Source organism: Pseudonocardia sulfidoxydans NBRC 16205 (assembly GCF_007989085.1).
Classification (GTDB): Bacteria; Actinomycetota; Actinomycetes; order Mycobacteriales; family Pseudonocardiaceae; genus Pseudonocardia; species Pseudonocardia sulfidoxydans.
This window is the reverse complement of the sequence record NZ_BJVJ01000015.1, coordinates 30,147-56,435: the sequence shown is the minus strand read 5'-3', so window position 1 is coordinate 56,435 and position 26,289 is coordinate 30,147. Positions and strand designations below refer to the sequence as shown.

General features: G+C 71.2%; 26 protein-coding genes. 10 read left to right on the top strand and 16 right to left on the bottom strand.

Translation table 11 applies throughout. From position 1 onward, the window contains the following. Positions 1 to 37 precede the first annotated feature (37 nt). The 4 genes from PSU4_RS10190 to PSU4_RS10175 form a co-directional block, all read right to left on the bottom strand. Positions 38 to 739: an ABC transporter ATP-binding protein gene (locus PSU4_RS10190; RefSeq protein WP_147105505.1), complete on the bottom strand. Its 702-nt coding sequence runs from the start codon at positions 737 to 739 to the stop codon at positions 38 to 40. After that, on the bottom strand, positions 736 to 1,476 hold the full coding sequence (locus PSU4_RS10185; RefSeq protein ID WP_186816855.1) for an ABC transporter ATP-binding protein: 741 nt from the start codon (positions 1,474 to 1,476) through the stop codon (positions 736 to 738). Before PSU4_RS10185 ends, PSU4_RS10190 begins: the two co-directional genes overlap by 4 nt. Positions 1,477 to 1,498: 22 nt before the next feature. Then, the gene (locus PSU4_RS10180; RefSeq protein ID WP_147105638.1) at positions 1,499 to 2,572 is read right to left on the bottom strand and encodes an HpcH/HpaI aldolase/citrate lyase family protein; all 1,074 of its coding nucleotides are present in this window, start codon (positions 2,570 to 2,572) and stop codon (positions 1,499 to 1,501) included. A gap of 70 nt (positions 2,573 to 2,642) precedes the next feature. Continuing rightward, entirely contained in the window at positions 2,643 to 3,854 is a 1,212-nt protein-coding gene (locus tag PSU4_RS10175; RefSeq protein WP_147105499.1) for an amidohydrolase family protein, read from the bottom strand. Positions 3,855 to 3,960: 106 nt separating this feature from the next. On the opposite strand from PSU4_RS10175, the gene PSU4_RS10170 reads away from it, so the two are divergent. From PSU4_RS10170 to PSU4_RS10160, 3 genes are read left to right on the top strand one after another with little or no spacing between them, the layout of a single operon-like run. Further along, complete coding sequence (locus PSU4_RS10170; RefSeq protein ID WP_147105496.1) at positions 3,961 to 5,142, top strand: thiolase family protein; 1,182 nt, start codon at positions 3,961 to 3,963, stop codon at positions 5,140 to 5,142. 14 nt (positions 5,143 to 5,156) lie between these two features. Continuing rightward, entirely contained in the window at positions 5,157 to 5,915 is a 759-nt protein-coding gene (locus PSU4_RS10165; protein WP_147105493.1) for an SDR family NAD(P)-dependent oxidoreductase, read from the top strand. Continuing rightward, a complete protein-coding gene (locus PSU4_RS10160; RefSeq protein WP_147105490.1) occupies positions 5,912 to 6,688 on the top strand; it encodes a crotonase/enoyl-CoA hydratase family protein in 777 nt (258 codons plus the stop codon). Before PSU4_RS10165 ends, PSU4_RS10160 begins: the two co-directional genes overlap by 4 nt. Positions 6,689 to 6,781: 93 nt before the next feature. Here PSU4_RS10160 and PSU4_RS10155 read toward each other — a convergent pair whose 3' ends face one another. The 3 genes from PSU4_RS10155 to PSU4_RS10145 form a co-directional block, all read right to left on the bottom strand. Next, positions 6,782 to 8,029: an MFS transporter gene (locus tag PSU4_RS10155; protein ID WP_147105487.1), complete on the bottom strand. Its 1,248-nt coding sequence runs from the start codon at positions 8,027 to 8,029 to the stop codon at positions 6,782 to 6,784. A gap of 12 nt (positions 8,030 to 8,041) precedes the next feature. Then, entirely contained in the window at positions 8,042 to 8,902 is an 861-nt protein-coding gene (locus PSU4_RS10150) for an LLM class F420-dependent oxidoreductase (RefSeq protein ID WP_147105484.1), read from the bottom strand. 115 nt (positions 8,903 to 9,017) lie between these two features. Next, on the bottom strand, positions 9,018 to 9,824 hold the full coding sequence (locus tag PSU4_RS10145; RefSeq protein WP_222596221.1) for a helix-turn-helix transcriptional regulator: 807 nt from the start codon (positions 9,822 to 9,824) through the stop codon (positions 9,018 to 9,020). Positions 9,825 to 10,009: 185 nt separating this feature from the next. On the opposite strand from PSU4_RS10145, the gene PSU4_RS10140 reads away from it, so the two are divergent. Both PSU4_RS10140 and PSU4_RS10135 read left to right on the top strand, forming a co-directional pair. After that, positions 10,010 to 11,425 (top strand): MDR family MFS transporter, encoded by a 1,416-nt coding sequence (locus tag PSU4_RS10140; protein WP_147105481.1) that lies wholly within the window; start codon positions 10,010 to 10,012, stop codon positions 11,423 to 11,425. Between the two features lie 29 nt (positions 11,426 to 11,454). Further along, positions 11,455 to 12,489 (top strand): ABC transporter substrate-binding protein, encoded by a 1,035-nt coding sequence (locus PSU4_RS10135; protein ID WP_147105478.1) that lies wholly within the window; start codon positions 11,455 to 11,457, stop codon positions 12,487 to 12,489. Positions 12,490 to 12,495: 6 nt separating this feature from the next. Here PSU4_RS10135 and PSU4_RS10130 read toward each other — a convergent pair whose 3' ends face one another. From PSU4_RS10130 to PSU4_RS10090, 9 genes are all read right to left on the bottom strand, one after another. Beyond that, positions 12,496 to 12,933, bottom strand: coding sequence for a GlcG/HbpS family heme-binding protein (locus PSU4_RS10130; RefSeq protein WP_147105476.1), 438 nt, complete (start codon positions 12,931 to 12,933; stop codon positions 12,496 to 12,498). Positions 12,934 to 12,938: 5 nt separating this feature from the next. Next, on the bottom strand, positions 12,939 to 13,253 hold the full coding sequence (locus tag PSU4_RS10125; protein WP_147105473.1) for a NifU family protein: 315 nt from the start codon (positions 13,251 to 13,253) through the stop codon (positions 12,939 to 12,941). After that, positions 13,253 to 14,263 carry an amidohydrolase family protein gene (locus tag PSU4_RS10120; protein WP_147105472.1) on the bottom strand — a complete coding sequence of 337 codons (1,011 nt, stop codon included), beginning with the start codon at positions 14,261 to 14,263 and terminating at the stop codon, positions 13,253 to 13,255. The genes PSU4_RS10125 and PSU4_RS10120 overlap by 1 nt, the downstream gene beginning before the upstream one ends. 23 nt (positions 14,264 to 14,286) lie before the next feature. After that, entirely contained in the window at positions 14,287 to 15,042 is a 756-nt protein-coding gene (locus PSU4_RS10115) for an enoyl-CoA hydratase/isomerase family protein (protein ID WP_186816854.1), read from the bottom strand. After that, entirely contained in the window at positions 15,039 to 16,559 is a 1,521-nt protein-coding gene (locus PSU4_RS10110; RefSeq protein ID WP_147105466.1) for a class I adenylate-forming enzyme family protein, read from the bottom strand. Before PSU4_RS10110 ends, PSU4_RS10115 begins: the two co-directional genes overlap by 4 nt. Before the next feature lie 46 nt (positions 16,560 to 16,605). Beyond that, complete coding sequence (locus tag PSU4_RS10105) at positions 16,606 to 17,022, bottom strand: SCP2 sterol-binding domain-containing protein (RefSeq protein WP_147105463.1); 417 nt, start codon at positions 17,020 to 17,022, stop codon at positions 16,606 to 16,608. A 19-nt stretch (positions 17,023 to 17,041) separates the two neighbouring features. Next, on the bottom strand, positions 17,042 to 17,782 hold the full coding sequence (locus PSU4_RS10100; protein ID WP_147105460.1) for an acetoacetate decarboxylase family protein: 741 nt from the start codon (positions 17,780 to 17,782) through the stop codon (positions 17,042 to 17,044). Next, positions 17,782 to 18,897, bottom strand: coding sequence for an LLM class flavin-dependent oxidoreductase (locus PSU4_RS10095; protein WP_147105457.1), 1,116 nt, complete (start codon positions 18,895 to 18,897; stop codon positions 17,782 to 17,784). Before PSU4_RS10095 ends, PSU4_RS10100 begins: the two co-directional genes overlap by 1 nt. 155 nt (positions 18,898 to 19,052) lie before the next feature. Then, positions 19,053 to 19,787 (bottom strand): TetR/AcrR family transcriptional regulator, encoded by a 735-nt coding sequence (locus PSU4_RS10090; RefSeq protein ID WP_147105455.1) that lies wholly within the window; start codon positions 19,785 to 19,787, stop codon positions 19,053 to 19,055. Between the two features lie 537 nt (positions 19,788 to 20,324). Between PSU4_RS10090 and PSU4_RS10085 the strand changes: the two genes are divergently transcribed. Genes PSU4_RS10085 through PSU4_RS10065 form a run of 5 tightly spaced genes read left to right on the top strand, consistent with a single transcriptional unit; the run spans position 20,325 to position 26,289 of the window. Next, entirely contained in the window at positions 20,325 to 21,563 is a 1,239-nt protein-coding gene (locus tag PSU4_RS10085) for an ABC transporter substrate-binding protein (RefSeq protein ID WP_147105451.1), read from the top strand. A 45-nt stretch (positions 21,564 to 21,608) separates the two neighbouring features. Further along, on the top strand, positions 21,609 to 23,600 hold the full coding sequence (locus PSU4_RS10080; RefSeq protein WP_147105448.1) for an ABC transporter permease: 1,992 nt from the start codon (positions 21,609 to 21,611) through the stop codon (positions 23,598 to 23,600). Continuing rightward, the gene (locus PSU4_RS10075; protein WP_147105445.1) at positions 23,593 to 24,354 is read left to right on the top strand and encodes an ABC transporter ATP-binding protein; all 762 of its coding nucleotides are present in this window, start codon (positions 23,593 to 23,595) and stop codon (positions 24,352 to 24,354) included. The genes PSU4_RS10080 and PSU4_RS10075 overlap by 8 nt, the downstream gene beginning before the upstream one ends. Further along, on the top strand, positions 24,347 to 25,096 hold the full coding sequence (locus PSU4_RS10070) for an ABC transporter ATP-binding protein (protein WP_147105442.1): 750 nt from the start codon (positions 24,347 to 24,349) through the stop codon (positions 25,094 to 25,096). The genes PSU4_RS10075 and PSU4_RS10070 overlap by 8 nt, the downstream gene beginning before the upstream one ends. Continuing rightward, positions 25,093 to 26,289, top strand: a complete 1,197-nt coding sequence (locus tag PSU4_RS10065) for an acyl-CoA dehydrogenase family protein (RefSeq protein ID WP_147105439.1) — start codon at positions 25,093 to 25,095, stop codon at positions 26,287 to 26,289. The genes PSU4_RS10070 and PSU4_RS10065 overlap by 4 nt, the downstream gene beginning before the upstream one ends.

Below are 26,289 nucleotides of genomic sequence, written 5' to 3'. Positions count from 1 at the left end.
GTCCCCTGGAATCGTCGGAGAAATCAGGAACCGGACCTCAGATGCCCATGTACGCCTTTCTGATTTCCCCACTGGCGAGCAGTTCGGAGGACGGTCCCGACAGTTCCACCCGACCCTCGACGAGAACGTACGCGCGGTCGGAGACGTCGAGTGCGAGTGCGGTGTTCTGTTCGACGAGCAGCACCGTCACGCCCTCCTCCCGCAGCGACCGGATGATGGCACCGATCTCGGCGACCACGAGTGGCGCGAGCCCCAGCGTCGGCTCGTCGAGCAACAGCAGCCGTGGCTTGCTCATGAGCCCCCGCGCGACCGCGAGCATCTGTTGCTGGCCACCGCTGAGCGACCCGGCCGGTGCGTCGAGGAACCGCTCGAGGACGGGGAACCTCCGGACCGCCTCCTCGATTCCCTCGCCCGCAGAGCGCCGCACGAACGCACCCATCTCCAGGTTCTCGCGCACCGTCATCGCCGGGAATACCTGACGACCTTCGGGAACGTGCGCGACGCCGTCCTTCACTATCTCATGCATAGGGCGACGGTCGATCCGCGTACCGTCGAACATGATTTTCCCACGATGTGGACGGTGAAGGCCCGAGATCGTACGGAGGGTCGTTGATTTCCCCATTCCGTTGGAGCCGAGAAGGGTGACGACCTCACCCTGTTCGACGTCGATGCTCACACCGTGCAGAACGGACGAATGACCGCGACGGACGTGGATGCCGTCGATGCTCAGCCAGCTCACGCCGTGGCCCCCTGTCCCAGGTATGCGGCGACGACGCGCTCGTCGTTCGCGATCTCGGCCGGGGTGCCGTCGGCGATCATCCGGCCCGACTCCATGACCATCACGCGGTCGGACACGCTCATGATCAGTCCCATGTGGTGCTCGACGATGCAGATCGTCACGCCGGACCCGCGGATCGTCGCCAGGTCCTGCTTGAGCAGCTCGACCTCGGCGTCGTTCAGGCCGGCCGCCGGCTCGTCCATCAGCAGCACGGTCGGCGACGCGGCGACCCCGAGCACCAGCCCCAGGCGTTTGCGCAGTCCGTAGGGAAGGTCGCCCGCCTTCGCCTCGGCGTGGGTGCCCAGGTCGAAACGTTCGAGCAGTTCGTCGGCCAGCCCGCGGCGGTCGCGGGCCCGGCGGCGCGCGGCCGGCAGCCCGAGCAGGTCGGCGAGAACCCGCGACGGGACGACGGCGTGCGTCGCCGTCACCAGGTTCTGGCGGACGGTCAGAGCCGCGAACACCCGTGGCTGCTGGAAGGTGCGGACGAGCCCGGACCTCGCCCGCGCCGTCGCCTTCACCGACGTGATGTCGCGTCCTCGCCAGGTGATGGACCCCGACGTGACCGCCAGGAAGCCGCTGAGCAGGTTGAACACCGTTGTCTTCCCGGCCCCGTTCGGACCGATCAGGGCCGCCACCTCACCGGCGCGAAGTCCGAAGCCGACGCCGTCGACGGCCGCGACCCCGCCGAACCGCTTCACGAGGTCCGTGCACTCCAGTCCATCATGTCGCCACCCCGGCCAGGGGGTCCCCGGCGATGCGCGCGTCGCGCTCCGCGGCCCGGTCGGCGAAGTCGACCATCGCGCGGCACTGCTTCCAGCTCGCGTCGTCGGTCATGCGGCCGTCGATCATGCGGACGCCCGAACCGTCCGGGAGGGCGTCGAGGACGCGGCGGGCGGCGGCGACCTCGTCGGCGGGCGGGGTGAACACCCGGCGCGCGATGTCGATCTGGCCGGGGTGCAACGACCACGCCCCGACGCAGCCCAGAACGGCGGCCGCGCGGAACTGGACCTCGCAGCCCTCCGGGTCGGAGATGTCGCCGAAGGGGCCGTAGAAGGGCAGCAGCCCGAAGGCGGCGCAGGCGTCGACCATCCGCACGATCGACGCGTGCCACAGGTCCTGCACGACGCTGACCCGCGCCCCGGCGGCGTCGTCGTTGTCGGCGTCGCCCGTGCGGTCGTCCATTGTGCGGTAGCCGGGGTGCGGTCCGCCCGGGCGCAGTGTGCGCATCCGTCGCGACGCCGCGAGATCAGCCGGGCCGAAGCTCATCCCCTGCATGCGTGGGCTGGACGCGGCGATCGCCTCCAGGTTGGTGACGCCCAGCGCGGTCTCGACGATGGCGTGCAACCCGATCTGGTGTGTCAGCCCGGCCCGCGCCTCCAGGTGGGCGAGCAGCCGGTCCAGGAAGTGGACGTCGCGCGGCCCCTCGACCTTCGGGACCATCAGGACCTCGAGGTGGGCCCCGACCTCGGAGACGAGGGTGGTGACGTCGTCGAGCACCCAGGGGCTGTCGAGCGCGTTGATGCGGCACCACACCCGCGCACCGTCGAGCGCACCGGAGCGGCAGGCCTCGACGAGTCCGGCGCGCGCGGCGTTCTTGCGGTCAGTGGGCACGGCGTCCTCGAGATTCCCGAGCAGCACATCGGCGCGTCGGGCCAGGTCCGGCAGCTTCGCGCGCATCCGCTCGTTGCCTGGATCGAAGAAGTGGATCATCCTGGACGGTTCCGTCGACACGGCCGGGGCCGGACGCGGTGCGCCCACGCACAGCGGTTCGAAGAACGCGCGGGGGTTGCGCAGTTCGATCATCGTTGACTACTCACTCGTCGTGGCGCGGGAGCATCCGCGTCCGGATCGGCGGCCTGGTCGGTCAGCTGGTGAAGCCGAACCGTTCGAGGCTCAGCGCACGGATCGCGTTGAGACGGGTCAGCTTGTCGACCTCGGCCTGGTTCAGGCCGTTGGCCGTGCACATCTTCTCGATCGTCGAGCGGGTGTTCGGGAAGCTGCCGTCCGGGTGCGGGTAGTCGGTCTCGAAGCAGATCTGGTCCATGCCGACGACGTCGCGCATCCGCAAGCCCGTGTCGTCGTCGAAGATGCAGTGGAAGACGCTCTCCGCCATGTAGGACGACGGCTTGCGCTTCAAATCGGATCCGAAGGCGTTGTTGCCCCGCTCGGCCCACAGTTTGTCGGCCCGCTCGAACACGTAGGGCACCCAGCCCGCCTGGCCCTCGAGATACATGAGCTTCAACTGCGGAAAACGCTCGAGCGTGCCCGAGAAGACGAAGTCGAGGATCGAGCCCATCGGGTTCACGAACAGCATGCAGCTGGAGACGATGAACGGGGAGTCGTCCGAGGTCGCATAGACGCGCGACCCCGATCCGATGTGCATGGCGACAGTCGACTGCGTCTCCTGGCAGGCGGCGAAGAGCTTGTCCCAGTGGCGGGTGTGCAGCGAGGGGAAACCGAGGTTCGCGGGGTTCTCCGAGAACGACAGGGCGACCGCGCCCTTGTCGGTGCAGCGCTTCAGCTCACGCACCGCGAGATCGACGTCCCAGAACGGCACGATCACCGCGGGGAGCAGGCGGTTGCGACCGGCGCCGCCACCCCACTCGTCGATGATCCAGTCGTTGTAGGTCTGGAGGCACCAGAACGAGAGGTCCTTGTCGGTGCGCTCGGAGAACGTCTGGCCGCAGAAGCGGGGCAGCGTGTTCGGGAAGCAGAGCGCGGCCTCGACACCGTCGTCGTCCATGTCGCGCAGACGCTCGGACTGGATCCAGGCGCCCGGCCGGATGATGTCGTAGTTGGTGGGGACGTTGTCGACCTCCTCGACGCCCACGGAGGCGAACGTCTGGGAGAACGGCCACTCGTAGTCCTCGTAGAGCCAGAAGTCGCAGGGGTCGCCGTCGGGACGGCGCTCGACCACGTGCTTGCCACCGCTCCAACCGAAGCGGGCGTTGGCCCGCTCGACGCGCGGCACCCGGTCCTTGATGCCCGCCGGCGCGGCGGAGGTCCACAGGTCCGGCGGTTCGACCGCATGGTCGTCCACCGAGATGACCTTGGGAATCGTGAGGCTGTCGTCCATGTCACTCCTGCATCTCGACGTTGAGCCCGCGTGATGGACTAGACGCTCACATCCAGGTACCTCAAATGTCAAGATTCTGTCGGACCCGATGGAAAGCAGGTAGGTCATGAACGACGCCGTCGTGATCGACGCCGTGCGGTCCCCGCTCGGCCGCGGGAAGACCGGAGGCGCCCTCTCCGCGCTGCACCCAGTCGAACTGCTCGCCCAGACCCTCGACGCCCTCCTCACCAGGACCGGGATCGATCCCGCGCAGGTCGAGGACGTCGTCACCGGCTGTGTGAACCAGGTCGGCGAACAGTCCGCCAACGTCGGCCGGACAGCCTGGCTCGCCGCCGGCCTCCCGGAGCACGTGCCGTCGGTGACCGTCGAACGCAAGTGCGGGTCGAGCCAGCAGGCCGTCCACTTCGCGGCTGCGAGCATCGCCGCGGGCCACCACGACGTGGTCGTCGTCGCCGGTGTCGAGTCGATGAGCCGGGTCCCTATGGGCGCCAACCGGATCGGCGCCGACACCCACGGACCATCCGTCACCGCCCGCTACGCACCGGGCCTCGTCTCCCAGGGCATCGCTGCCGAGCTCGTCGCCGCCCGCTGGAAGCTCACCCGCACCCAGCTCGACGAGTACGCCGCCCGTTCCCACCACCTCGCCGCGACCACCGCCGACACCGGTGGCTTCGACCAGGAGATCGCCCCGATCACCCTCCCTGACGGCACGGTCGTCGACCGCGACGAGGGCATCCGCCGCGGCACCACCACCGAGACCCTCGCCGGCCTGCGCGCCGCCTTCACCGACGACGCGATGCTCGGCCGGTTCCCCGAGATCCGGTGGTCCGTCACCGCGGGCAACTCGTCCCAGATCACCGATGGTGCCGCCGCGATGCTGCTGGTCAGCGACCGATTCGCCGCCACCCACGACCTGCGTCCCCGCGCCCGGTTCCGCGGCTTCGCCGTCCGCGGCGACGACCCGCTCACCATGCTCACCGCACCCATCCCCGCGACCCGTCAACTGTTGGAGCGCACCGGGATCCGCATCGGCGACATCGACCACCTCGAGATCAACGAAGCCTTCGCCAGCGTGCCGCTGGCCTGGCAGGCCGAGTTCGACACCGACCCCGGCCGGCTCAACCCGCGCGGCGGCGCCATCGCGCTCGGCCACCCGCTCGGCGCCTCCGGCGTCCGGCTCACCACCACGATGCTCGGCGCGCTCGAGGCCACCGGCGGCCGGTTCGGCCTGCAGACCATGTGCGAGGCAGGCGGTATGGCGAACGCCCTGCTGCTCGAACGCATCTGACGAGAGGGAATCCGATGGACACCACTGAGATCTCGGCGGTCGTCACCGGCGGCGCATCCGGGCTCGGCCTGGCCACCGCGCGGCGGCTCGTCGAGGGCGGCGCGCACGTCGTCCTGCTCGACCTGAAGGAGTCCGGCGGAGCCGCAGCCGCCGCCGGCCTCGGCGCCCGGTTCGTCGCCGGGGACGTCGTCACCGAGGACGGCGTCGCCGCCGCGCTCGACGCCGCCGAGGAGCAGGGTCCGCTGCGCGCCGTCGTGCACTGCGCCGGCCGGGGAAGGCAGCTGCGCGTTCTGCGCAAGGACGGGACACCCGGCTCGCTCGACGACTTCGCCGACGTCGTCACCCTCAACCTCGTCGGTTCCTTCAACGTCCTGCGGCTCGCGGCGGCACGCATGTCCGCCAACGACCCCGTCGACGGCGAGCGCGGCGCCGTCGTCCTGACCTCGTCGGTCGCCGCCTGGGAGGGGCAGATCGGCCAGGTCAACTACGCCGCGTCCAAGGCCGGCGTCGTGGGGATGACACTCGTCGCCGCCCGCGACCTCGCCGCGCGCCTCATCCGCGTCGCGACGATCGCCCCCGGCCTGTTCGACACGCCGCTGCTCGCACGGCTCTCCGACGACGTCCGCGACGCACTCGGCACGAGCGTGCCCCACCCCAGCCGGCTCGGCGATCCCGACGAGTTCGCCGCCCTCGCCATGCACGTCCTGGAGAACCCGATGATCAACGGCGAGACCATCCGCCTCGACGGGGGCCTCCGGATGGCACCCCGATGACCGCCGTCGCGCCGACGCTGCAGCTCTCGCGGACCGGCTCCGTCGTCGTCCTCACCCTCGACCGGCCGCACCGGCGCAACGCCATCGACCTCGCCACCGCCCGGCTGATCGCGAGTGCCCTCGACGAGATCGACGCCGACGCAGGCGTCCGGGTGGCCGTCCTCACCGGCAGCGCGACGATCTTCTCCGCCGGCATGGACCTCAAGGCGTTCGCCGAGACCGGGGAGCGGCCCGTCGTCGAGGGCCGTGGCGGCTTCGGCATCCTCGGCCGGCCACCCCGCACCCCGATCGTCGCCGCCGTCGAGGGCCCGGCGCTCGGTGGCGGCTTCGAGATCGCGCTCGCCTGCGACATGATCGTCGCCGGGGCCGGTGCACAGTTCGGGCTCCCCGAGGTCGCCCGCGGTCTCGTCGCGTCCGGGGGCGGCCTGCTACGGCTGCCCCGCCTGATCCCGCGCAACATCGCGATCGAAGCCGTCCTCACCGGCCGCCCCCTCACCGCCGCACGATGCGCCGAGCTCGGCCTGGTCAACGCGGTGGTCCCGGACGGTGACGCACTGGACGCGGCCCTCACCCTCGCCGCCGACATCGCCGCCAACGCCCCGCTCGCCGTGCAGGCGTCCAAGGAGGTGATGGCCGCGAGTGCCCACTGGACCGCCGACGAGCAGTTCGACCGACAGGAGCCTCTCGTAGCCCCCGTCCGGGTCTCCGAGGACGCCCGTGAGGGAGCCCGCGCCTTCACCGAGAAGCGACCACCACGCTGGCGGGGTCGTTGAACATCCGGTCGAGGTCTGTGCGGGGACGGGCAGCACCGTGCGCGAGAACGTGGGCGGTCCTCTCGCGACCCGGAGGCGTTGCGGCAGTGACCGTCAGGACCCGTCCGGCACCTGAGCGGGTCGCCGCCCGCGGGTGGTGAGTGCGACGATCGGGACGATCGCCAGCGCGAAGGCGGCACCTGCGAGGGAGAGCGCCGGGAAGCCGGCCGCGGCGACGACCAGGCCGGACGCCAGCCCGGCGCCGGTCCCCGAGATCGCGATGCCGACGTCGACGGTGCCCTGGGTCGTCGCCCGGCGTTCCAGGGGCACGGCGTCGGTGATGATCGCGGTGCCGCTGACCAGGCCCAGGTTCCAGCCGAGGCCCAGCAGCGCGAGCGCGACCGTGAGGACGACCAGCGACTCGCCGGGTGCGACGGCGGCCAGGACCCCGGCGACCAGCAGCGTCGCCCCGGACGCGACCGCCACCGGGACGGCCCCGGCGCGGTCGACGAGGCGGCCGGTGATCGGCGAGGGCAGGAACATGGCCGCGACGTGGATGGCGATCACCAGTCCGGCCGCGCCGAGGCCGTGGCCGTGCGCGGCCATGTGGATCGGCGTCATCGTCATGATCGCGACCATCACCAGCTGGGTGAGGATCATGATCGACGCGCCGAGGACGACGCCGCTCGTGCTCACCTCCGGTGCGCCGGCCCCGGAGGCGGCGGGTCCCGCCGGGACGGCGAGCTCGCGCGCCAGCAGCAGCGGGTCGGGGCGCAGCAGCACGCCCAGCACCAGGGCCGCCACGGCGTACGCGGCCCCTGCCAGCAGGAACGGTCCCGCGAGCGGCGGGATGCCCCACGCCGTCGCGACCGCCCCCATCGGCGCGACGAGGTTGGGGCCCAGGACCCCGCCGAGGGTCGTCGCCACCAGGACGGCGCTGACCGCGCGGCCCCGGCGTGCCGGGTCGGCCAGGTCGGCGCCGGCGTAGCGGGCCTGCAGGTTCGTGGCGGTGCCCGCGCCGTAGACGAAGAACGACGTGAACAGCAGCGGCACGTTCCCGATCACGGCCGCGATCACGACGCCCGCGCATCCCAGCGCACCGAGCGCGTACCCCCAGGTCAGCCCCGCGCGGCGGCCTGCCCGGTCGGACAGTCGCCCCACCCCGGCCGCCGCCGCGGCGGACCCGACGGTGAACAGCGCGGCGGGCAGGCCGGCGAGCCCTGTCGTGTCCAGCATGTCCTGGGCCAGCAACGCCCCGACCGTGATGCCAGCAGCGAGCCCGGCGCCGCTGAGGACCTGGGCGGCGATCAGGACCCGCAGGATGCGGCGCTGCGCCGGGGGTTCGGTGACGATCTGCTCCATCTTCCGGGACGCTCAGAGCTCGGCGGCCGCCGGGATGATCTCGCGGCCGAACCGCTCGATGCGCTCGGTCTCCCAGACGCCGGGCAGCTTGCCCTGGATGGAGTCGACGCCCAGTGCGGCGAGGCGTTCGAGCGTCGCGATGAAGGGGGCGACGCCGTCGTCGAGGTCGAGGGTGACCTGGACGGTCTTCTCGATCTCGCCGTAGTCGCGGCCCTCGGTCTCGCAGTGCCCGCGCAGCACGGCGAGCTTGTGTTCGAGTTCGGGGCCGTCGACGATGTTGCAGGCGTCGGCGTACTTGGCGACGAGCCGCAGCGTCTTCTTCTCCCCGCCTCCCCCGATGAGGATCTTGGGCTGGTGCAGCGGCGCGGGCACGTTGAGGGTGCGGCCGAGGTGGTAGTGCGTGCCGTCGTAGGGGCCGTCGTCGGTGGGGTCCCACATCTGCCGGCAGATCTGCACGGTCTCCTCGAGCATCTCGAACCGCTGTGCCAACGGCGGGAAGTCGAGGCCGAGGCCGGCGGCCTCCTCGGCGTTCCAGGCGGCGCCGACGCCGAGCCACGCCCGGCCGCCGGAGAGGACGTCGAGGGTGCTGACCAGCTTGGCGAGCATGCCCGGCGCCCGGTAGCTGACGGCGGTCACCCACGACAGCAGCTCGACGCGGCTGGTGCGGGCGGCGATGAACCCGAGCGTCGTGTAGGCCTCGAGCATGTCGTGTTCGGGTGGGCCGTGGACCGCGATCTGCCAGACGTGGTCCATGACGCTGACGCGCGCGAACCCGGCGTCCTCGGCCGCGACGACGATCCGGGTGAGGTCGTCGGCGAGGGCGGCGGGGCCGTCGGGGTAGGTCAGGTCCGGGAGGTGCAGGCCGATCTGCATGCCCTCACGGTAGTTGGCACCGCGACACTGTCCCTCCGGCCGGGGCACGGCCTCGCCGCCGCGGTGTTCGCATGCTCGACCGGGTTGTCGACGCCGGCCATTCGGGCTTACCGGCTCACGTGTCGCGGGAGAAGGATCCGGGGGTCTGGCCGAACGCCGTGCGGAACGCGACCACGAACGAGGACGGACTCGCGTAGCCGACGCGCCTGGCCACGGTCGCGACGGAGTCGACCCGCAGCAGGACCTTCGCCGCCTCCAACCGGAACTGGGTGCGCCGGCGCGCGAACGACGTGCCGAACACCCGGTGGAAGTCGCGTTGCAGCGTCCGTCCACTCAGGTGCAGCTCGGCCGCCCACTCCTGCAGCGACCGGGGGTCGGCCGGGTTGCGCGCGAGCTCTCGGGCGACCCGCAGCGCGGGCCCCCGGTCCGACCGGTTCGTCGTGTCGCCCCGCGCGGGAAGGGGCACGACGCCGTCGACGATCGTGGCCCGGGCCTGCAGCCCGTCGTCCTGGGCGACGTCGTCGCGACAGACGGTGACGACGGCCTCGCCCGCCTCGGCGCTCAGCGCGGTGGCGCCGCAGCGCAGATCACGCAGGGCGGGCGGCGGCTCGCGCAGGCACACCCGGTAGACGGTCTGCGGGCCCGACGCCCACACCTCGTGCCGGGCGGCGCGCGAGGCCCAGAACGCCTCGCCCGGCCCGACGAAGCCGAAGTCGGTGCCGTGGCGGACCGCCAGCATGCCGTGGGGGGCGATGTAGAGCTGGTGCAGGAAGTCCTGACGGGTGCTGCCCATGTCGAGGAAGTCCTCGACGCGGTACCGCAGGATGTACATGCCGTCGGGACGGCCGATGCCGAAGGCGAACTCGTGGTAGTGCGCCGGCTCCGCGAGTTCGAGTCCCTGGGCGAGCATGGGTCGGGCCAACGCGGTGTCCTCCCGTCGACAGCCGGTGTCCATCCATCGACACGAGACGATGGTTTGGCGAGGCTACCCTGACCGCGAACCGTGGACGTCGCAGAGGCGCCCCACCACAGCGGAAGAAGAGGAACCACCGACGTGACGTCCAGGCCACGCCCCTGCCTCGTGGGCGACCCGGGACCCGTTCGTCGATGACCGACCGACCCGAGTCCGGTACCGGACAGCGGATCGATGCGACGTTGGTGCGCACCGCGCTGATCCTCGTACTGGGCACGTTCATGGCGACGCTGGACATCGCGATCGTCACCATCGGGCTCGACACCCTCGGCCGCGACCTCGACGCCTCCGTCGGCGAGATCCAGTGGGTCACCACCGCCTACCTGCTGGCGGTCGTCGCCGCGGTACCTGCGTCCGGCTGGCTCGCCGACCGGTTCGGCGCCCGGACGACGTGGATCGCCGCCATGGCGGTGTTCCTCACCGGATCCGTCCTGTGCGGACTGGCACCGTCGCTGCCGCTGCTCGTCGCCGCGCGCGTCGTGCAGGGCCTCGGCGGCGGCCTGCTCCCCGCCACCGGGCAGGCACTGCTCGCCCGGACCGCCGGACCGAACCGGATCGGCCGCATGATCAGCATCGCGCAGCTCGTCATCGCGGTCTCACCGGTTCTCGGACCTCCCGTCGGCGGCTGGCTCCTGCGCGTCGCCGGGTGGCCGTGGCTCTTTCTCGTCAACGTCCCGATCGGGCTCGTCGCCATCGGGCTCGCGCTGCGCTACGTGCCGACGCATCCGCTACCGGTGCGGGACAACCGGTTCGACGTCGTCGGCGCGCTGCTGCTCTCCCCCGGCCTGGCCCTGCTCACCTTCGGCCTCACCGGCGCCGCTTCCGGCCACGTCGCCCCGTCGACGGCAATCGCCACGACCCTGCTCGCAGCAGCGGCGCTCGTCGCGTTCCTCCGGCACGGCCTGCGGACGTCACGGACCCCGCTCATCGACCCGAGGCTGTTCACCCGGCCCCCGTTCGGCGCCGCCGCGCTCACCACCGCGATCGCCGGCGCATCGGTGTTCGGCGGCCTGTTCCTGCTGCCGCTGGCCCTGCAGGCGGGCCAGGGGATGACAGCCCTGTCCACGGGCTTCCTGCTCGTGCCGCAGGGCGTCGGCGCCCTCGTCGGGACGCTCGTCGTCAACCGGGTGATCGACCGCACCGGCCCGCGCGCCCTGGTGCTCGCCGGCATCGGGCTGGTCGCGACGGGCACGGCCGTCTTCACCCAGCTCCCGACAGCGCCCGCCGACGCGCTGATCGCGGTGTCGCTGCTGGTCCGCGGGGTGGGCATCCCGATGATCAGCGCCCCGCTGCTGACCGCCGTGTACCGCAGCACGTCGCCGGCCGACCTGCCCCGCGCCGCCGCGGGGATGAACCTGACGAGCACCATCGGCGGCCTCGTCGGCACCGCTGTGCTCGCCACGATCCTGCAGCTGCACCTGGACGCACCCGGGCCAGGACCCTACGCCGACACGTTCTGGTACGCCCTCGCGCTGTGCGCCGTCGCCGCCCTCGCCGCGACACGCCTGCCCGCGCGGCGCACCACCCCCGACCCGTCCGACCACTCGTGACCGGCCCCCGACGCCCCTGGAGGGAACCCATGCACCCGACGACCCGCACCACCCGACGCCGCGTCCCGGGACGAGCGACGATCGCGCTCGCGGCCGCAGCCCTGCTCGGCCTCGTCGCGGCCTGTGGCACCGACACCGCCCCCGCCGGCCAGGCGGGCACCGCGACCCGCGTCGTCCAGGCGGACAACGGGAACATCACCGTGCCGGAACGCCCCCAGCGCATCGTGGCCACCGGCTACGCCGTCCCGACGCTCCTCGACGCGGGCGCCCCGCTCGTCGGGATCTCGGCGTTCGCGCGGGCACTGCCCTTCCTCGACGCCGACGAACGCAGGACCTACGACACGTTGCCCCACATCGCCGGTGACACCAACACCGACGTCAACATGGAAGCGATCGCCGCCCTCGATCCCGACCTCATCGTCCTGGGCGTGCCCAAGCCGGCGCTGGAGAGCTTCGACCTCGAGCGACTGTCGGCCATCGCACCCGTCGTCGCGATCGGGCCCGAGATCCCCTCGCAGTGGCGTGACCTGAGCGAACGCCAGGCGGCCGCCGCCGGGGCCGAGGCCGGGTTCGACGCCGCCCGCGCGGCCTACGACGCCCGCGCCGCCGAGCTCCGCACGAAGTACCAGGGCGTCCTGCCCGCCCTCGAGTTCGGCCACGTCGGCAGCTACGGGCAGGTCTCCCAGGGCACCTTCGCCCGCGAGTTCACCAACTCGTTCGGCACCAACATCGCCCACGACATCGGCGTGAACTACTACGGCCAGGTGCGCGAGCCCGGCCCCGGCGCCAAGGCCGTGAGCGAGAACGTGTCCCTGGAGGAAATCGTCACGAGCCTCGGCGAGGCCGACGCCATCACCTACTCGGTCAACCCCGACGGCTCGGTCCCCGACGCGGTCCGCCAGGTCCTCGACTCCCAGCTGTGGGCGCAGCTGCCGGCCGTCCAGGCCGGCCGCGCCTTCCCGGTGCGGCTGACCGAGGCAACCACCTACGGCGGGGCCCGCAAGACCCTGGACGCGATCGACCAGGCCCTGAGCCCGCTCCTGCCCCCGGCCGCAGGCAGCTGACGTCACCTATGCCGATGCGGGGTGTCCCGCATCGGCGAGCGCCGCCGTCGCGATCTTCATGTCGTCGCTGTAGTGCCCGCCCGACACCCCGATCCCGCCGACGACGGCTCCGCCGACCTTGATCGGGTAGCCGCCCCCGAACACGACCAGGCGCGAGGTGTGGACGATGCCGTCGGCGAGCGGGGCGTCGTCCTTGATGAAGTCGTGCCATTCGTGGGTGGCCAGGCCGAACGACGCGGCGGTATAGGCCTTGTCCTGCGCGATCTGCACGGTGAGCAGCGCGGCGCCGTCCATCCGGAGAAAGCCCTTGAGCACACCGGAGTTGTCGACGACGGCGATCGCGCTCGCCTGCCCGTGCGACTCCGAGGCCGCGACAGCGGCGTCGAGCAACGTCCTCGTGAGGGAGGCACTGACCGTCGGCGGGGCGAAGGTGGGATCGGACATGGTGGTCACCTTTCCGGGGTTCGGCGCACGGGCGCGGACAGGGCGAGGATTCGGGTCACGGCGGCTTCGGAGACGTTGACGTTGGGGGCGTGCACGGAGCGGACCCCCGGCACGGCACGCACGATCGGCGCGACCTTGCTGAAGAACGTGGCGGCGACCGCGGGGCAGGCCCGGCAGGCGCCGTCGAACTGCAGGGTGACGTCGCCGTCGGAGGTCACGGCCGCGCTCGCGACCGCTCCGCCGTGCGAGTCGAGGAACCGGGCGATGTGCTCGCGGATGGCCGCGTCGACCCGCTGCTGGAGGTCGCCGTTCGCGGTCATCACGGGGTCCGTTCGTCGCTGCCGTGGATCGTCTTGAGCTTCTGGCCGACGTCGATCCCCATCAGCCGGGCGTAGTTCTCGCCGAAGATCTTCCGCTTGGTGTCGCGGGTGATCTGCGGATAGCCGTAATCCTCCTGCAGATTCTCCGGCATCTCCATCGTCGCGAAGAGGTCGATGTAGCCCTGGACGTTGGGCCACACGAATGCCTCGGAACCCCAGACCAGCCGGTCGGGGCCTACGTTCATCAACGCCTTGCCCAGCCGCTTGAGCGCCTCCCTGGGCATGATCGGGTAGATGTTGATCCACGCCGACAACGCCAGCCAGACGTTCGGGTTGCGCGCGGCGACGCTGATCGACTCGTCGATGTAGGGGTCGCCGAGGTGGTGGATCACGAAGGTCAGCTCGGGGAAGTCGATCGCGGCCTGCTGGATGTCGGTGGGGTGCATGTGTTCCATGCGCTCGGTCCCGAACGGCACCCCCTTGTGGAACTGCACGTTGGTGATCCCGAGCTCGAGCGCCCTCTCCCACATCGGGTACGCGATCTGCCGGTCGTCGATCCGCCAGCTCAGCGAGTTGTCGTGGGCCTGGTAGAACTTGAAGCTGACCGAGCCCCACTCCTCGGCCTGACGGGTCATCTCGTTGCACGCGCCCTCGACGCCCTGGAACAGCGGGTCGACACCCCCGCAGAACAGTACGCGGTCGGGGAACGCCTCCTTCAGCGCATACTGACGCCGGGCCGGCGAGAACCCGTCCTTCCACCAGCCGAAGAGCGGCACCGTCTGGGCCATCGCCATATCGGTCTCGGACTCCTCGAACAGGATCCGGCCGGCCTCCTCGACGCTCAGCTCCTCACCGAGGAAATGGTCGTTGGCCGGGTACTGCTCGTTGGAGAGGGCGACGCCGAATCCGTGGAGGTTGCGCGCGACCTGCTCGCCGCGCGGCCCGATGTTGCTCGCCTTGTTGTCGTACATGTGGACGACGTTGTCGAACACGAACATTCCGTCGCGCATGGTGGGAGGACTCCTTCTTGTCGTCAGTTCCGGAAGCGTGCTGTCCGTTCGTCGAACTCGGGACCGGTGAGCAGGCTCGCCTGGATCGACCCGAGCGCCGCGAGCTCGGCGTCGGCGCCGTCGGTGAGCGCACGCCGCAGCGCCTGTTTGCTGCGGGCGAGCGCCACGGGTGGGAGGACCGCGAGCTCCCGCGCCCACTCGGTCGCGCGCACGCGTTCGGCACCGTCGGGTACGACCTCGTTGACCAGGTTCCATCGCTCGGCGGTGCCCGCATCGATTCGTCGTCCGGTGAGGACCAGCTCGGCGGCACGGGCGCCACCGAGTAACCTGGTGAGCCACAACGCCCCTCCCATCCCCGGGACCAGGCCGACACCGATCCACGAGCTGGCGAACGTCGCGCTTGCACCGGCGATCCGCAGGTCGCAGACCGCCGCGAGGTCCAGCCCGGCGCCGAGGGCCGGGCCGGCGACCGCGGCGATCACCGGTACGGGCACGGTGGTGATCGTGCGGACCAGGTCGTGGAACCGGGTGTAGATCGTCTCGCCGACCGCCATCGCGCCCAGGGCCGCGATCCCGGACAGCTCGGTGAGGTCACCGCCGGCACAGAAGGCGGGCGGCGCCCCGGTGAGGACGACGGCGCGCGCTCCGGCGTCGGGTGCGGTCGCGATCGTCTCGGCCAGCGCGGCGACGAGGCCGACCGTGAGCGCGTTCCGCCGGTCGGCCCTGCTCAGCGTGAGGACCAGGACGTCGCCCTCGTGCTCGGCGTGCAGCTCGCTCACGACCGCCTGCCGAGCTGGTCGCGCAACCGGTACGTGGCGATCTTGCCCGCTGCCGTACGCGGGAGGTCGGCGACGAACACGAACTCGCCCGGGACCTTGAACGACGCGAGCCGCTCCTGGCAGAGCCGCCGCACGTCGTCGGCGGAGGGTGGCTCACCGCGGCACTCCAGGACGGCGACCACCGACTCGCCCCAACGCTCGTCGGGGACCCCGAGGACGGCCACGTCGGTCACCCCCGGGACGGCGGACAGGACGCTCTCGATCTCCTGGGGATAGACGTTCTCGCCGCCGCGGATGATGAGGTCACGGCTGCGGCCCATGTAGTAGTGGTAGCCCTCGGCATCGCGGCGGGCGAGGTCGCCGGTCCACACCCAGCCGTCGCGCAGCACCTCGGCGGTGGCCTCGGGCTGTTCGAGGTACCCGCTGAGGGCGCCGTCGGTGCGGCAGACGATCTCACCCACCTCACCCTCCTGGACCTCCTCACCGTCCGGGTCGAGGATGCGGACGTCGGCGCCGGGAGCGGCGCGGCCGAGCGACCCGAGCAGCTCGTGGCGACCGGCGTGCGCCGCGCGGTGGTCGGCGGCGTCGAGGACGGTGACGAGGCCGGTCTCGGAGCTGCCGAACAGGTTGAACATCTCGGCGTCAAGATGCTCGATGGCGCGGGAGAGCAGGCGCGGCGAGATGGTGGACCCGCCGTAGTGCAGCTGCGGGAGCCGGAACGTGCCCGGGCCGAGCTCGTCGAGCAGCAGGTCCAGCATCGTCGGGACCAGGAACGCCCCGTCGAGCGCGGTGGCCCGCACCAGGTCGGCCAGTGCCACGGCATCGAACTGCGGCAGCAGGACGGACGTGAACCCACGGGCCAGGTGCGTGAAGATCGTGCGGTGCCCCGCCACGTGGAACATCGGCGACGCGGAGTACCGGACGTCGCCCGGCGATCCGGGGAACTGGCTCTGCCGCCAGATCTCGGTCTTCATGGCGCGCTGGGACTGCATGACACCCTTGGGCCTGCCCGTGGTGCCGCTCGTGTAGCAGACCGCGACGACGTCCTCGTCGCTCGTGCGATGCTCGTGCGGGCGGTCCCGCCCCGACTCGACGAGATCGCGGAACTGCAGTCGGCCACGCCCGTCGGGGTCGAGCGCGACCGTCGCCGCGTCCTGCCCGGCCTGCGACCTCTCGACGACCGGGGCGTAGCGGTCACCGACGAAGATCAGCTCGGGTCGGGCGTGCGCGAGGATCGTGTCGAGCTCGGCCGCGGCGAGGCGGTAGTTCAGCGGCACGTAGACGATCCCGACGCGCATGCACGCGAGGATCACGACCATGTACTCGTAGCTGTCGGTCGCGAGGACCGCCGCCCGGTGCCCGGCGCGGAAGCCCTTGCCCACCAAGGCGTCGGCGAGGCGATGGACGTCGGTCCACAGCTCGTCGAGCTCCCGGGCCGGGCCGCCCGGGGTCATGAAGGCCGCCCCCGCCCCGGGCCGTCGTCGAGGCAGTTCCAGCATCTCCACGAAACTGATCAAGGTCGTCTCCCGCGGCTCGCTGCGACGTCGGCCCTCCCGGCGAACACTATGCGTGCTGCGACGGCGCGGAGAAGTCCGTGCGACGGGCGATCTCGTCGACGGCGGCAAGGTATTCGGCCGACCGGCTCAGCGGTGTGAGCGTCCTCAGCAGAGCGACGTCGCCCTCGGGCCGGATGCGCCCGGAACGGAACGCCTCCTTCTCCGGGAGGCCGCCCGTGAGGTGCAGGATGCTGTCGTCGTAGGTCGACCAGAGGACGACGTCCGGCGCCTCGTGGGCTGCGAGCACCGAGCGCAGCAGCCGGCCGTCGTCGAAGACGCGGTGAAACACGACGTCGCCCCCGCCGGGCGCCTGCGTCATGACGCACTGCATCACGAACGTCGCACCCGGGCACGGTGGCATCGGCTCCATGACCGCGGTCGACATGTCGAGCCATTCCTGGGTGAGGTACGGGATCCCGCTCATCGGACTCCTCTCGGACATGTCAGGACGCCGCGGGTGTGATGGTCTCGGTGCCCTGCGCGGCAGGCAGGGCCGGGTCGCAGACGAACCGGATCGTGGGCAGGGTGATGTCGACCGTCGCGGCCGTCGCGGAGATCGGCCAGGTCGGCGCGAGTCGGTCGTCGACGATCCCCGGGTGGTGCCTGACCTGCGGCCGGCCGCGGGCGACCGACTTGACGAGGTACTCGGGATCGACCTGCAGGAGCCGCGTCCCGAGCGGCGTCGCGGCGAGGTTCATGCTGGGGGCGTAGTAGACCGAACCGCTCGCGATCGGGGCCGGGTCCTCCAGCTCGACGTCGAACGGGGAGTTCCCCCCGACGTCCGCCCATCCCGCGATGCGGTCGTGGCCGACTCGCAGCCCCACCTCGGCGTCGACGCACGGGAATCCCCACGACTCGCGCAGCGCGGTACCGGCGTCGGGGTTGTCGACGAACGCGTGCACGAGGAAGCTCCGGGACTTCGTCGCGGCCCGGGCGCCGACCCGGATGCTGGCCAGCCGGAATGCGCCCCACGGGCTCTCGCCCACCTCGAGGAGCTGCCAGATCGCGATCGGCGGGCTCGTCGGGTGCAGGGCCGGGGGCAGGACGGCGAGCTGGCCGGCGACGCCGATCTCGCAGACGACCTGCAGGAGCGTGGCGTCGGTGATCTCGACCGGTTCGGTGACGAACCGGTCGACGACCGGGATCTCGGCCGCCGCGACGGAGAGGGTGCCGAAGTCGGGCATCAGGCGACCTCGCCCGCGGACGTCGAGCCGATGGCCGGAGTGTGCCCGAAGGCCGGCATGACCTCACGGGCGAACAACCGCAGGCTGTCGAGAACCTCGGCCTGCGGAATGGTCTCGACGCTGTTCAGGATGAACACGACGCGGTCGACACCAATCGCCTCCCACCGCTTCAGTGACCGGATGACGCGGTCGGGGTCACCGATGGCGATGCCGTCAGGAATCCTCATCGGGTCGCCCGAGCTCGTCGACTCCTGACGGAGCGCGGAGAAGAGACCGTCGGTGGCGTACGACTGCGTCGGGTAGATCTCCTTCACGAAGAGCTGCTGGGGAGCGAGGTAGTTGAAGTGGTCGGAGAGCTGCGCGCCCCGCTTCATCGCGTGGGCCGGGTCCTCGTGGCAGTACATGAAGTTGACGGTGTTGACCTGCTCGTTGACGAAGCTGCCGACCGGGTCGCACAGCTGGATGCGTCGTCGGTAGGTGTCGATCGTCTTCTCCTGGCGCTTCATTCCCCCGACGACCAGACCGAGGCAGCCGAGTCCGCGGTCGGCGGCGTCGACCTCCGTGCCGGGTGAGGTGACGGCGACCCACAGTGGCGGGTGCGGGTCCTGCAGCGGCTTGGGGACGATCGCCCGCTCCGGCATGGAGAAGCTGCGGCCCTGGTGGCTGTAGGTGGGCTGGGTCCACATCCGGGGGATCGCACGGACGTACTCGTCCCAGGTCTTCTTGGTCTCGTCGGGGTCGGCGGCGAACCCGCCCAGCTCGGTCCAGGTCGCCGACCGCCCGGTGCCGATCTCGGCCCGTCCGCCGGAGAGGACGTCGAGCATCGCGGCGCGCTCTGCGATCCGCGCGGGGTGGGAGAACTGCGGGACGCACACCGCGATGCCGAAGCCCAACCGGATCTGCTCGGTACGCATCGCGATCGCGGAGAGCAGCATCTCGGGAGCCGAGCAGTGCGAGATCTCTTCGAGGAAGTGGTGCTCGACCGCCCAGACCTGGTCGAAGCCGAGCTGGTCGGCCAGGACGGCCTGCTCGATGCAGTTGTCGACCACCTGCTTCTCCACACCCGGCCGGAAGGGGCGTGGAACCGAAATCTCGAACACGATGCCGAACTTCACGAGGCCCCCTGCGGCGGTCGGCGCAACTCATGCGTGGGGAGGACGTTGAGAGCTCCTCACCTGACAGGTCGTCAAGTTAGCTAGGTGGACACGTAGCGTCAAGACCGCAGGTATCCAGGGAGGCGCCGATGATCTGGGTTGACCGGAGCCGCCAGCTACTTGAGAGCCTGTCCAGCGGCGGCGGCGCGCGGTCTGACAGTGCTCTCGGCGAGGTCGATCGCGTCCGCCCACAGCGTCGCCAACAGGTGCGCGGTGTCGGTCACCGACGGCGCCTCACCCGAGGAGCCGAGCACGAACACGTCGTAGCAGTAGCGCTCCATCATCAACGTCATCGCCCGGGCCATCCCGTACGGATCGAGGTCGCTGCGGACCAGCCCGAGCGCGACGCCCTCCTCCAGGTAGCGGGCGAACGTCTCCTGGAAGTGCCGGTTGTACTGGACGTACTGCTCGAGCATCCGCTCCTCGGCGTGGATTACCGACTCGCGGATCGCGAAGAACTCCGCGTGCCTGGCGAAGCTCTCGACGTACGACGACACGACGCGCGACAACCCCGCCCGCCCGCTGCGGGGATCCCACTTCCCGACGCCCTGGCGCATCACGTCGCCCACGACCTCGTCGAGCAGCGCGATGACGACGTCGGACCGCTCGGCGAAGTACACGTAGAAGGTCGCCAGGCTGACCCCGGCGCTGCGCGCGATGTCGGAGACCGTCGTCGCCACGTAGCCCTTCTCGCGGAACAGCTCGGTGGCGCTGTCGATCAGGCGCCGCCGCGTCTTCAGCGCGCGCGGCCCGAGCGTCGCCGTGTACCGGTTGAGCTCTCCCCGCGGCTCGGCTGCGCCGTCGGCGGGCCGCGCGTCGTTCCCCTTCCGGCCATCATCGTTCCTGGTCATGAGTCGCCTCCTCGGAGCGCTGGTGGCGTGAAGGTGGGAGCGGGGAGCGTACCCGGACGGCCCCGCACGGTACCGGCGGTCGCCCCACGGCCCCCTGGCGGGACGACTTCGACCGCCGTCGTGAAGTGGTTGACATGAGAGGGTGTCAAGCGCGATTCTCTCGATGCTCGCCGCTTTGGTTCATGTCGCACAGCGTAGCGCGGCTGGGCTCGACACCTTGGTGACCAGGAGCGTGACGCCGTGTCAACGAACCGGAGCCGGCCGTTGTCGATCGGTCCGCGTCGTCGCGACCGCACCGATGACACGCTCCGGATCGTCAGAACTCAGCGAGACCATCAAGTCCCGAGACCCACGCCTGGCACGCGGTCCAGGAGGGTGCTGCCCGGGCGTCGCGCAGTAGGTCCGAGTTGTTCGGCGCGCTCCAGCCCGGCCGGCTCCTGACCTACGACCGACCGCCCGCCTGCTGTCCCCACGCTCCTCCCCCGCCGATCCCGTGATCTCGCGGATTCCGGCACCCCTTCGAAAGGGATCCACTCCATGAAGATGCGAACGATCTTCACCACATGCGTGGCAGCGATGGCGCTGACGCTCGCGGGATGCAGTTCGGGAGGTGACAGCGGGTCCGAGGGCGCCGGTGGTCTCACCGGTGAGCCCATCGTGATCGGCGTGCAGGCGCCCTCCAAGGGCACCACCGCCGCGTACCCCCAGAGCGAGTACGGCGCCCAGGCCGCCGAATGGTTCATCAACAACACGATGGGCGGCATCAACGGTCGGCCCGTCAAGTTGGAGATCTGCCAGGGCGACGGCAGCCCCGAGACGGCCGTCAACTGCGCCAACCAGTTCGTGACGTCGAACGTGCCGGTCGTCTTCGACGCGAACGACCCGTCGTCGTCGGCCGGTGTCCCCGTGCTGACGGGCGCCGGCACCCCCATCGTCGGCGAGCTGAGCGCCACCGCCATCCCCGACGCCCTCCCGTGGGGCCAGGCGTTCTACTTCTCCGGGCCTCTCGAGACGAGCGCGCTCGGCCTGGTCACCGTGGTCCAGCGCCTCGACAAGCGCATCGTCACGCTCGCAGCGTCCGACAACGCCGGTAGCCACGCGTTCATCGACAAGCTCGTCCAGCCCGCGGCGAAGAACCTCGGCGTCTCCGTGTCGGCCATCTACACGCCGGCCAACAGCGTCAACTTCCAGGTCCTCGCCGCGACCGCCCTGTCGGGCAAGCCCGACGTCGCCGGCAACCTGTCGCTCACCGAGGACGGCTGCACCGGGTTCTTCCAGGCGCTGCGCCAGCAGGGCTACAGCGGAACCCTCTACGCGGGCTCGTGCTCGCAGTTCATCGCGGCGATGAAGGAGCAGGCGGCCGGCGCCATCCTGCAGCCGCGCCTGTGGCTCCCGGCCTCGCGACCCCACGCCCCCGCCGACGTCCAGCAGCAGCTCGACGACTTCGCCTCCTCGATGAAGGAGGTGAACCGCGAGAACGAGCAGTCCGCCCGCTCGCTCTACTCCTTCGCCGGGATGATCAACCTCGCCAACGTCCTGAAGACGGTGCAGGGCGACTACACGCCGGCGTCGGTCACCACGGCGCTCAAGGCCGTCAAGGACATGCCGAGCTTCGCCGGGCCCGCCATCACCTGTGACGGCCAGCAGTGGCCGGGCCGCCCGTCGGCGTGCAGCAAGGAGGCCATCTTCTTCAACGTCCAGCCCGACGGCAGCCTCGCCCCGATCAACCCCGACGGGTTCATCGAGCTCGACCCGGCGGCGCTGCAGAGCGCCTGACGCGCCCGTCTCCGAACGGCAAGGTGGGGAACGGAAGGAGCCAACGTGGGTACCGTCCTGCAGTTCGTCGTCCTCGGACTCGGACTCGGGGCCGTCTACATCGGCCTCGGCAGCGGACTGCTTCTCGTCCACCGCGCGACGGGAATGATCAACTTCGCACAGGGTGCGATCGCGACCTGGGGCGCCTACGTCTTCGCCGAACTGCGCAACACCGGGACGCTCGTGTTCCCGGTCGGGTCCGTCGACCTCGGCGAGCCGCCGTCGACGGCGACAGCCCTCGTGATCGCGCTCGCCACTGCGATCGCGCTGGGCTTCGCCGTCCACTACCTCGCCTTCCGGCCGGTGCAGCAGAACTCGGTGCTGGCCCAGGTCGTCGTCTCCGTGGCGCTCCTGATCACCATCCAGGCACTGGTCGTACTGCGGTTCGGACCGAACAAGATCGACGTCGAGTCGTTCGTCCCGGGTGGGACCGTGACCCTGCTCGGCGCAGCGATCCCCACGCGAGAGCTGTTCATCGCGCTGGTGATGGTCGTGCTCGCGGCGCTGGTGTGGTGCTACCTGCGGTTCACCCGCATGGGCATCGCCACCCGCGCCGCGTCGGAGAACGAGCGCGCGGCGGTGCTGATGGGCTTCTCGCCCAGTTGGCTCGCAGCGATCGCGCAGGCGGGGGCGGCGTTCGTCGGTACCGTCGCCGTCATCCTCGCGAGCTCACTGACCGGCCTCAACGCCGACTATTTCGGGCTGCTCGTCGTGCCCGCGCTGGCCGTACTGCTCGTGGCCAAGCTCGAGTCCATCCCGGTCCTGGTCGTCGCGGCGATCGGGCTGGGCGCGTTCCAGTCGCTGATCGGCCTGCTCGTGACGCAGCCGTGGTGGCCGGTGTGGGCCCAGTCCGGGCTCGACCAGGTCATCCCGTTCGCCGTCGTCATGGTCATCCTGTTCGTGACGGGCAAGCGGCTGCCCACCCGCGGTGCGACGCAACAGATCCGGCTGCCCGACGTCCCGATCCCCCGGATACGGCCGCTCGTCGCGATCGGGCTCGTGGTGGCCGCGGGGCTCGCGCTCGCGTTCACCACGGGGACCATCCGGTTCGGGTTGACGACGTCACTGATCCTGTCGCTGCTCGCGCTGTCCTACGTGGTGCTCACCGGGTATCTGGGCCAGATCTCGTTGGCGCAGAGCGCCTTCGCCGGAGCCGCGGGGTTCGTCCTGTCGAAGGCGTCGGTCGACTGGGGCATCCCGTTCCCGATCTCGATGATCCTGTGCGCGTTGCTGGCCACCGCGCTGGGCATGCTCGTGGCACTGCCCGCCTTCCGGATCCGCGGCGCCCAGCTGGCCATCGTCACGCTCGCCGCCGGGCTCGGGATCGAGCGGTTCATCTTCAACAACTACAGCCTCAGCCCGCCCGAGGGAAACCCGATCGCCGACGCGAGCCTGTTCGGGATGGACCTCGCCGTGCGTGAGGGCCGCGACCTCTCCCGGCTCGCGTTCTCCCTGATGGTGCTCGTCATCGTCGCCATCATCGTCTGGGTCTTCGTGCGGGTCGCGTCGGGCGACATGGGCCGGGCCTTCCTCGCGGTGCGCGCCAACGAACGTGCTGCCGAGTCGAGCGGGATCAACGTCCGGCGCACCAAGGTCATCGGCTTCGCACTGTCGGCCTTCATCGCCGGCATCGCGGGCTGCCTCATCGGGTTCAGCCGCGGCCAGCTCTCCGCCGAGTCGTTCACTGTGATGGCCGGGCTGCAGCTGCTCGCCGTCGCCTACCTCGGCGGGATCACGACGATCGGCGGCTCCCTCGTCGCCGGGCTCATCGGACCGCTCGGGATCAGCTACGTGCTCATGCGGACCTGGCTCGATCTCGGCGAGTACTACGAGCTGGTCCTCGGGCTCGCCCTCGTCCTCACCGCGATCCTCAACCCCGTCGGCATCGCCGGGGCGGTGCGGCACCAGGTCGAGTTCGTCCGCAGGAAACTGCGACGGCCGGCCACGTCCCCACCGATCGACGCCCCGCGCCGCGAGGAAGAGGCCAGCCATGTCTGACGGCCTCCACGCCCGCGAGCTGACCGTCCGCTACGGCGGGCTCGTCGCCAACTCGGAGGTGTCGGTCGACGTGGCGCCCGGCGAGATCGTCGGGCTCATCGGGCCCAACGGCGCCGGCAAGACGACGTTCGTCGACGCCCTGACCGGCTTCGCACCGATGACGGGTGAGATCGAGCTCGACGGCATTCGGATCGAGAACCTGCCCCCGCACGAGCGGCGGGCCGCCGGCCTGTCCCGGACGTGGCAGTCCGGTGAGCTGTTCGGCAACCTGTCCACCACGGAGAACCTGCTCGTCGCCGCCCGCAGCGCCGGCTGGACGTCACTGGCCCGCGACGTCTTCGGACGCCGGCGGCGCAACGGGCGCGACGTCGTCGGAGCCGCGTTGGAGATGGTCGGCCTGACCGACATCGCCGACACTCTCGCCCGCGACCTCTCGCTCGGGCAGCAGAAGCTCGTCGGGGTCGCGCGCGCCGCCGCGGGCGGCTGCACCGTGCTGCTGCTCGACGAACCGGCCGCGGGCCTCGACTCCATGGAGAGCCGGGCCCTGGCGCAGCGGCTGCGCGCGATCGCCGACGCCGGACCCGGGATCCTGCTCATCGACCACGACATGTCGCTGGTCCTCACCGTCTGCGACAGGGTGACCGTGCTGGAGTTCGGCAAACAGATCTTCACCGGCGACCCCACGGCGGCGCGGACCGACCCACGCGTCGTCGCCGCCTACCTCGGCACGCCGACGGAGGTCGGTCATGGCTGACGCGCCACTGCTGTCCGTCGACGGCCTCACCGCCGGGTACAACGGCGTCCCCGCCATCCGCGACCTGTCGCTCGACGTGCGGGCAGGCGAGGTCGTCGCCCTGCTCGGTCCGAACGGCGCCGGGAAGACGACGTCGCTGCTCGCGATGGTCGGGCTCGTCCCCCTCCTCGGCGGCGAGGTCCGCGTGCTCGGCGCCCCGCTGGGCCGACGCCGGCCACACCAGTTGGCGCGCAACGGCGTGTTGCTCGTGCCCGACGACCGGGGACTGTTCCCGTCGCTGTCGATCCGCGAGCACATGCGCCTCGCCGCCCGCACCCGCGACACCCGACGCGAGCAGGAGGTCCTGGAGCGCTTCCCGGCCCTGCTCGACCTCGGCTCACGACGTGCCGGGCTGCTCTCCGGCGGGGAGCAGCAGATGCTGGCGATCGCCAAGGCGCTGCTCGCCCGGCCGAAGGTGCTCATCGTCGACGAGATGAGCCTCGGGCTCGCCCCGAAGATCGTGCAGGACCTGCTACCGATGATCGGCCGGCTGGCCCGCGCCGACGGGATCGGCGTCGTCCTCGTCGAGCAGCACATCGAGCTGGCACTGCAGGTCGCCGACCGCGGGGTCGTCGTCAACCACGGGCGGGCCGTCCTGGCCGAGGACGCCGCCGCGCTGCTCGCCGACCGTGACCTCGTCGAGGAGGCCTACTTCGGGGCCGGGCGGTTCGCCGACCACGAGGCCGTCGGCGGGACGGCGTGACCTTCTCCGAACGGGTGGCGGCCTTCCTCGCCGACCGGCTGCCCGCGGACTGGCAGGGATACGGGGCACTGCCTCCGGAGGAGCGCGCCGCGTTCCTCGTCGACTGGCGCCGCGCCCTGCGCGACAACGGACTCCTCGGCGTGTCGTGGCCGGTGGAGTACGGCGGTGCCGGGCTCGGGCTCGCCGAGCAGGCCGTGCTCGCCGAAGAGTTCGCCCGCGCGGGCGTCCCCACCCACCCGCACCCCAACGACACCTTCGGCCTCAACCTCATCGGCCCGACGCTGCTGCACCTCGGCACCGACGACCAACGTCGCCGGTTCCTCCGCCCGACCCTCGACGGCGACATCCGCTGGGCGCAGGGCTACTCCGAACCCGACGCCGGGTCCGACCTGTTCGCCCTGCGCACCCGCGCCGAGGTGGTCGGCGACGAGCTCGTCCTCCACGGCCAGAAGACCTGGCAGACCGCGGGCCTGTCCGCCAACTGGATGTTCACCCTCGTCAGGACCGACCCCGACGCGCACCGGTCCCGAGGCCTGTCGTTCGTGCTCCTCGACCTCAGCCGGCCCGGCGTCGACGTCCGCGGCATCCGCACCCTCACCGGCGAGACCGAGTTCAGCGAGGTCTTCCTCGACGGCGCCCGCGCGAGGATCGACGACGTCGTCGGCGGGCTCGGCGGCGGCGCCCGGGTCGCGCTCGCCCTGCTCGGCTTCGAACGCGGCGCCGTCGGGCTCGCCGCGGCGCTGGGCCACCGCACCGAGCTGGACCGGCTGATCACGCTGATCCGTGCCCGCGGCCTGGCCGACGACCCGGTCGTCCGGCAGGAGGTCGTGCAGTGCTGGACCCGCGTCCACCAGCTGCGCTGCCTCGCGCTCGCCGCGCTGGACGCAGGACTCCGCGGCGACCCGCCCGGACCCGAGTCCTCGCTGGTCAAGCTCCTCACCGCCGAGCACCACCAGACCGTCACCGACCTCGCGATGCGCGTCCTCGGCCCGTCGGTCCTGGCACCGACCGGCCCGCGCGCCGCCGAGTGGCTCCGCCCGCAACCGCTCGGCACCCCCGCCGACTCCGCCGCCGCCTGGACCGACGACTACCTCAACGCCCGGGCACGCACCATCTACGGCGGCTCCAGCGAGATCCAGCGCGACACGATCGCCACGCGGATCCTCGGACTGCCCTCGTCACAGGGGGCATGA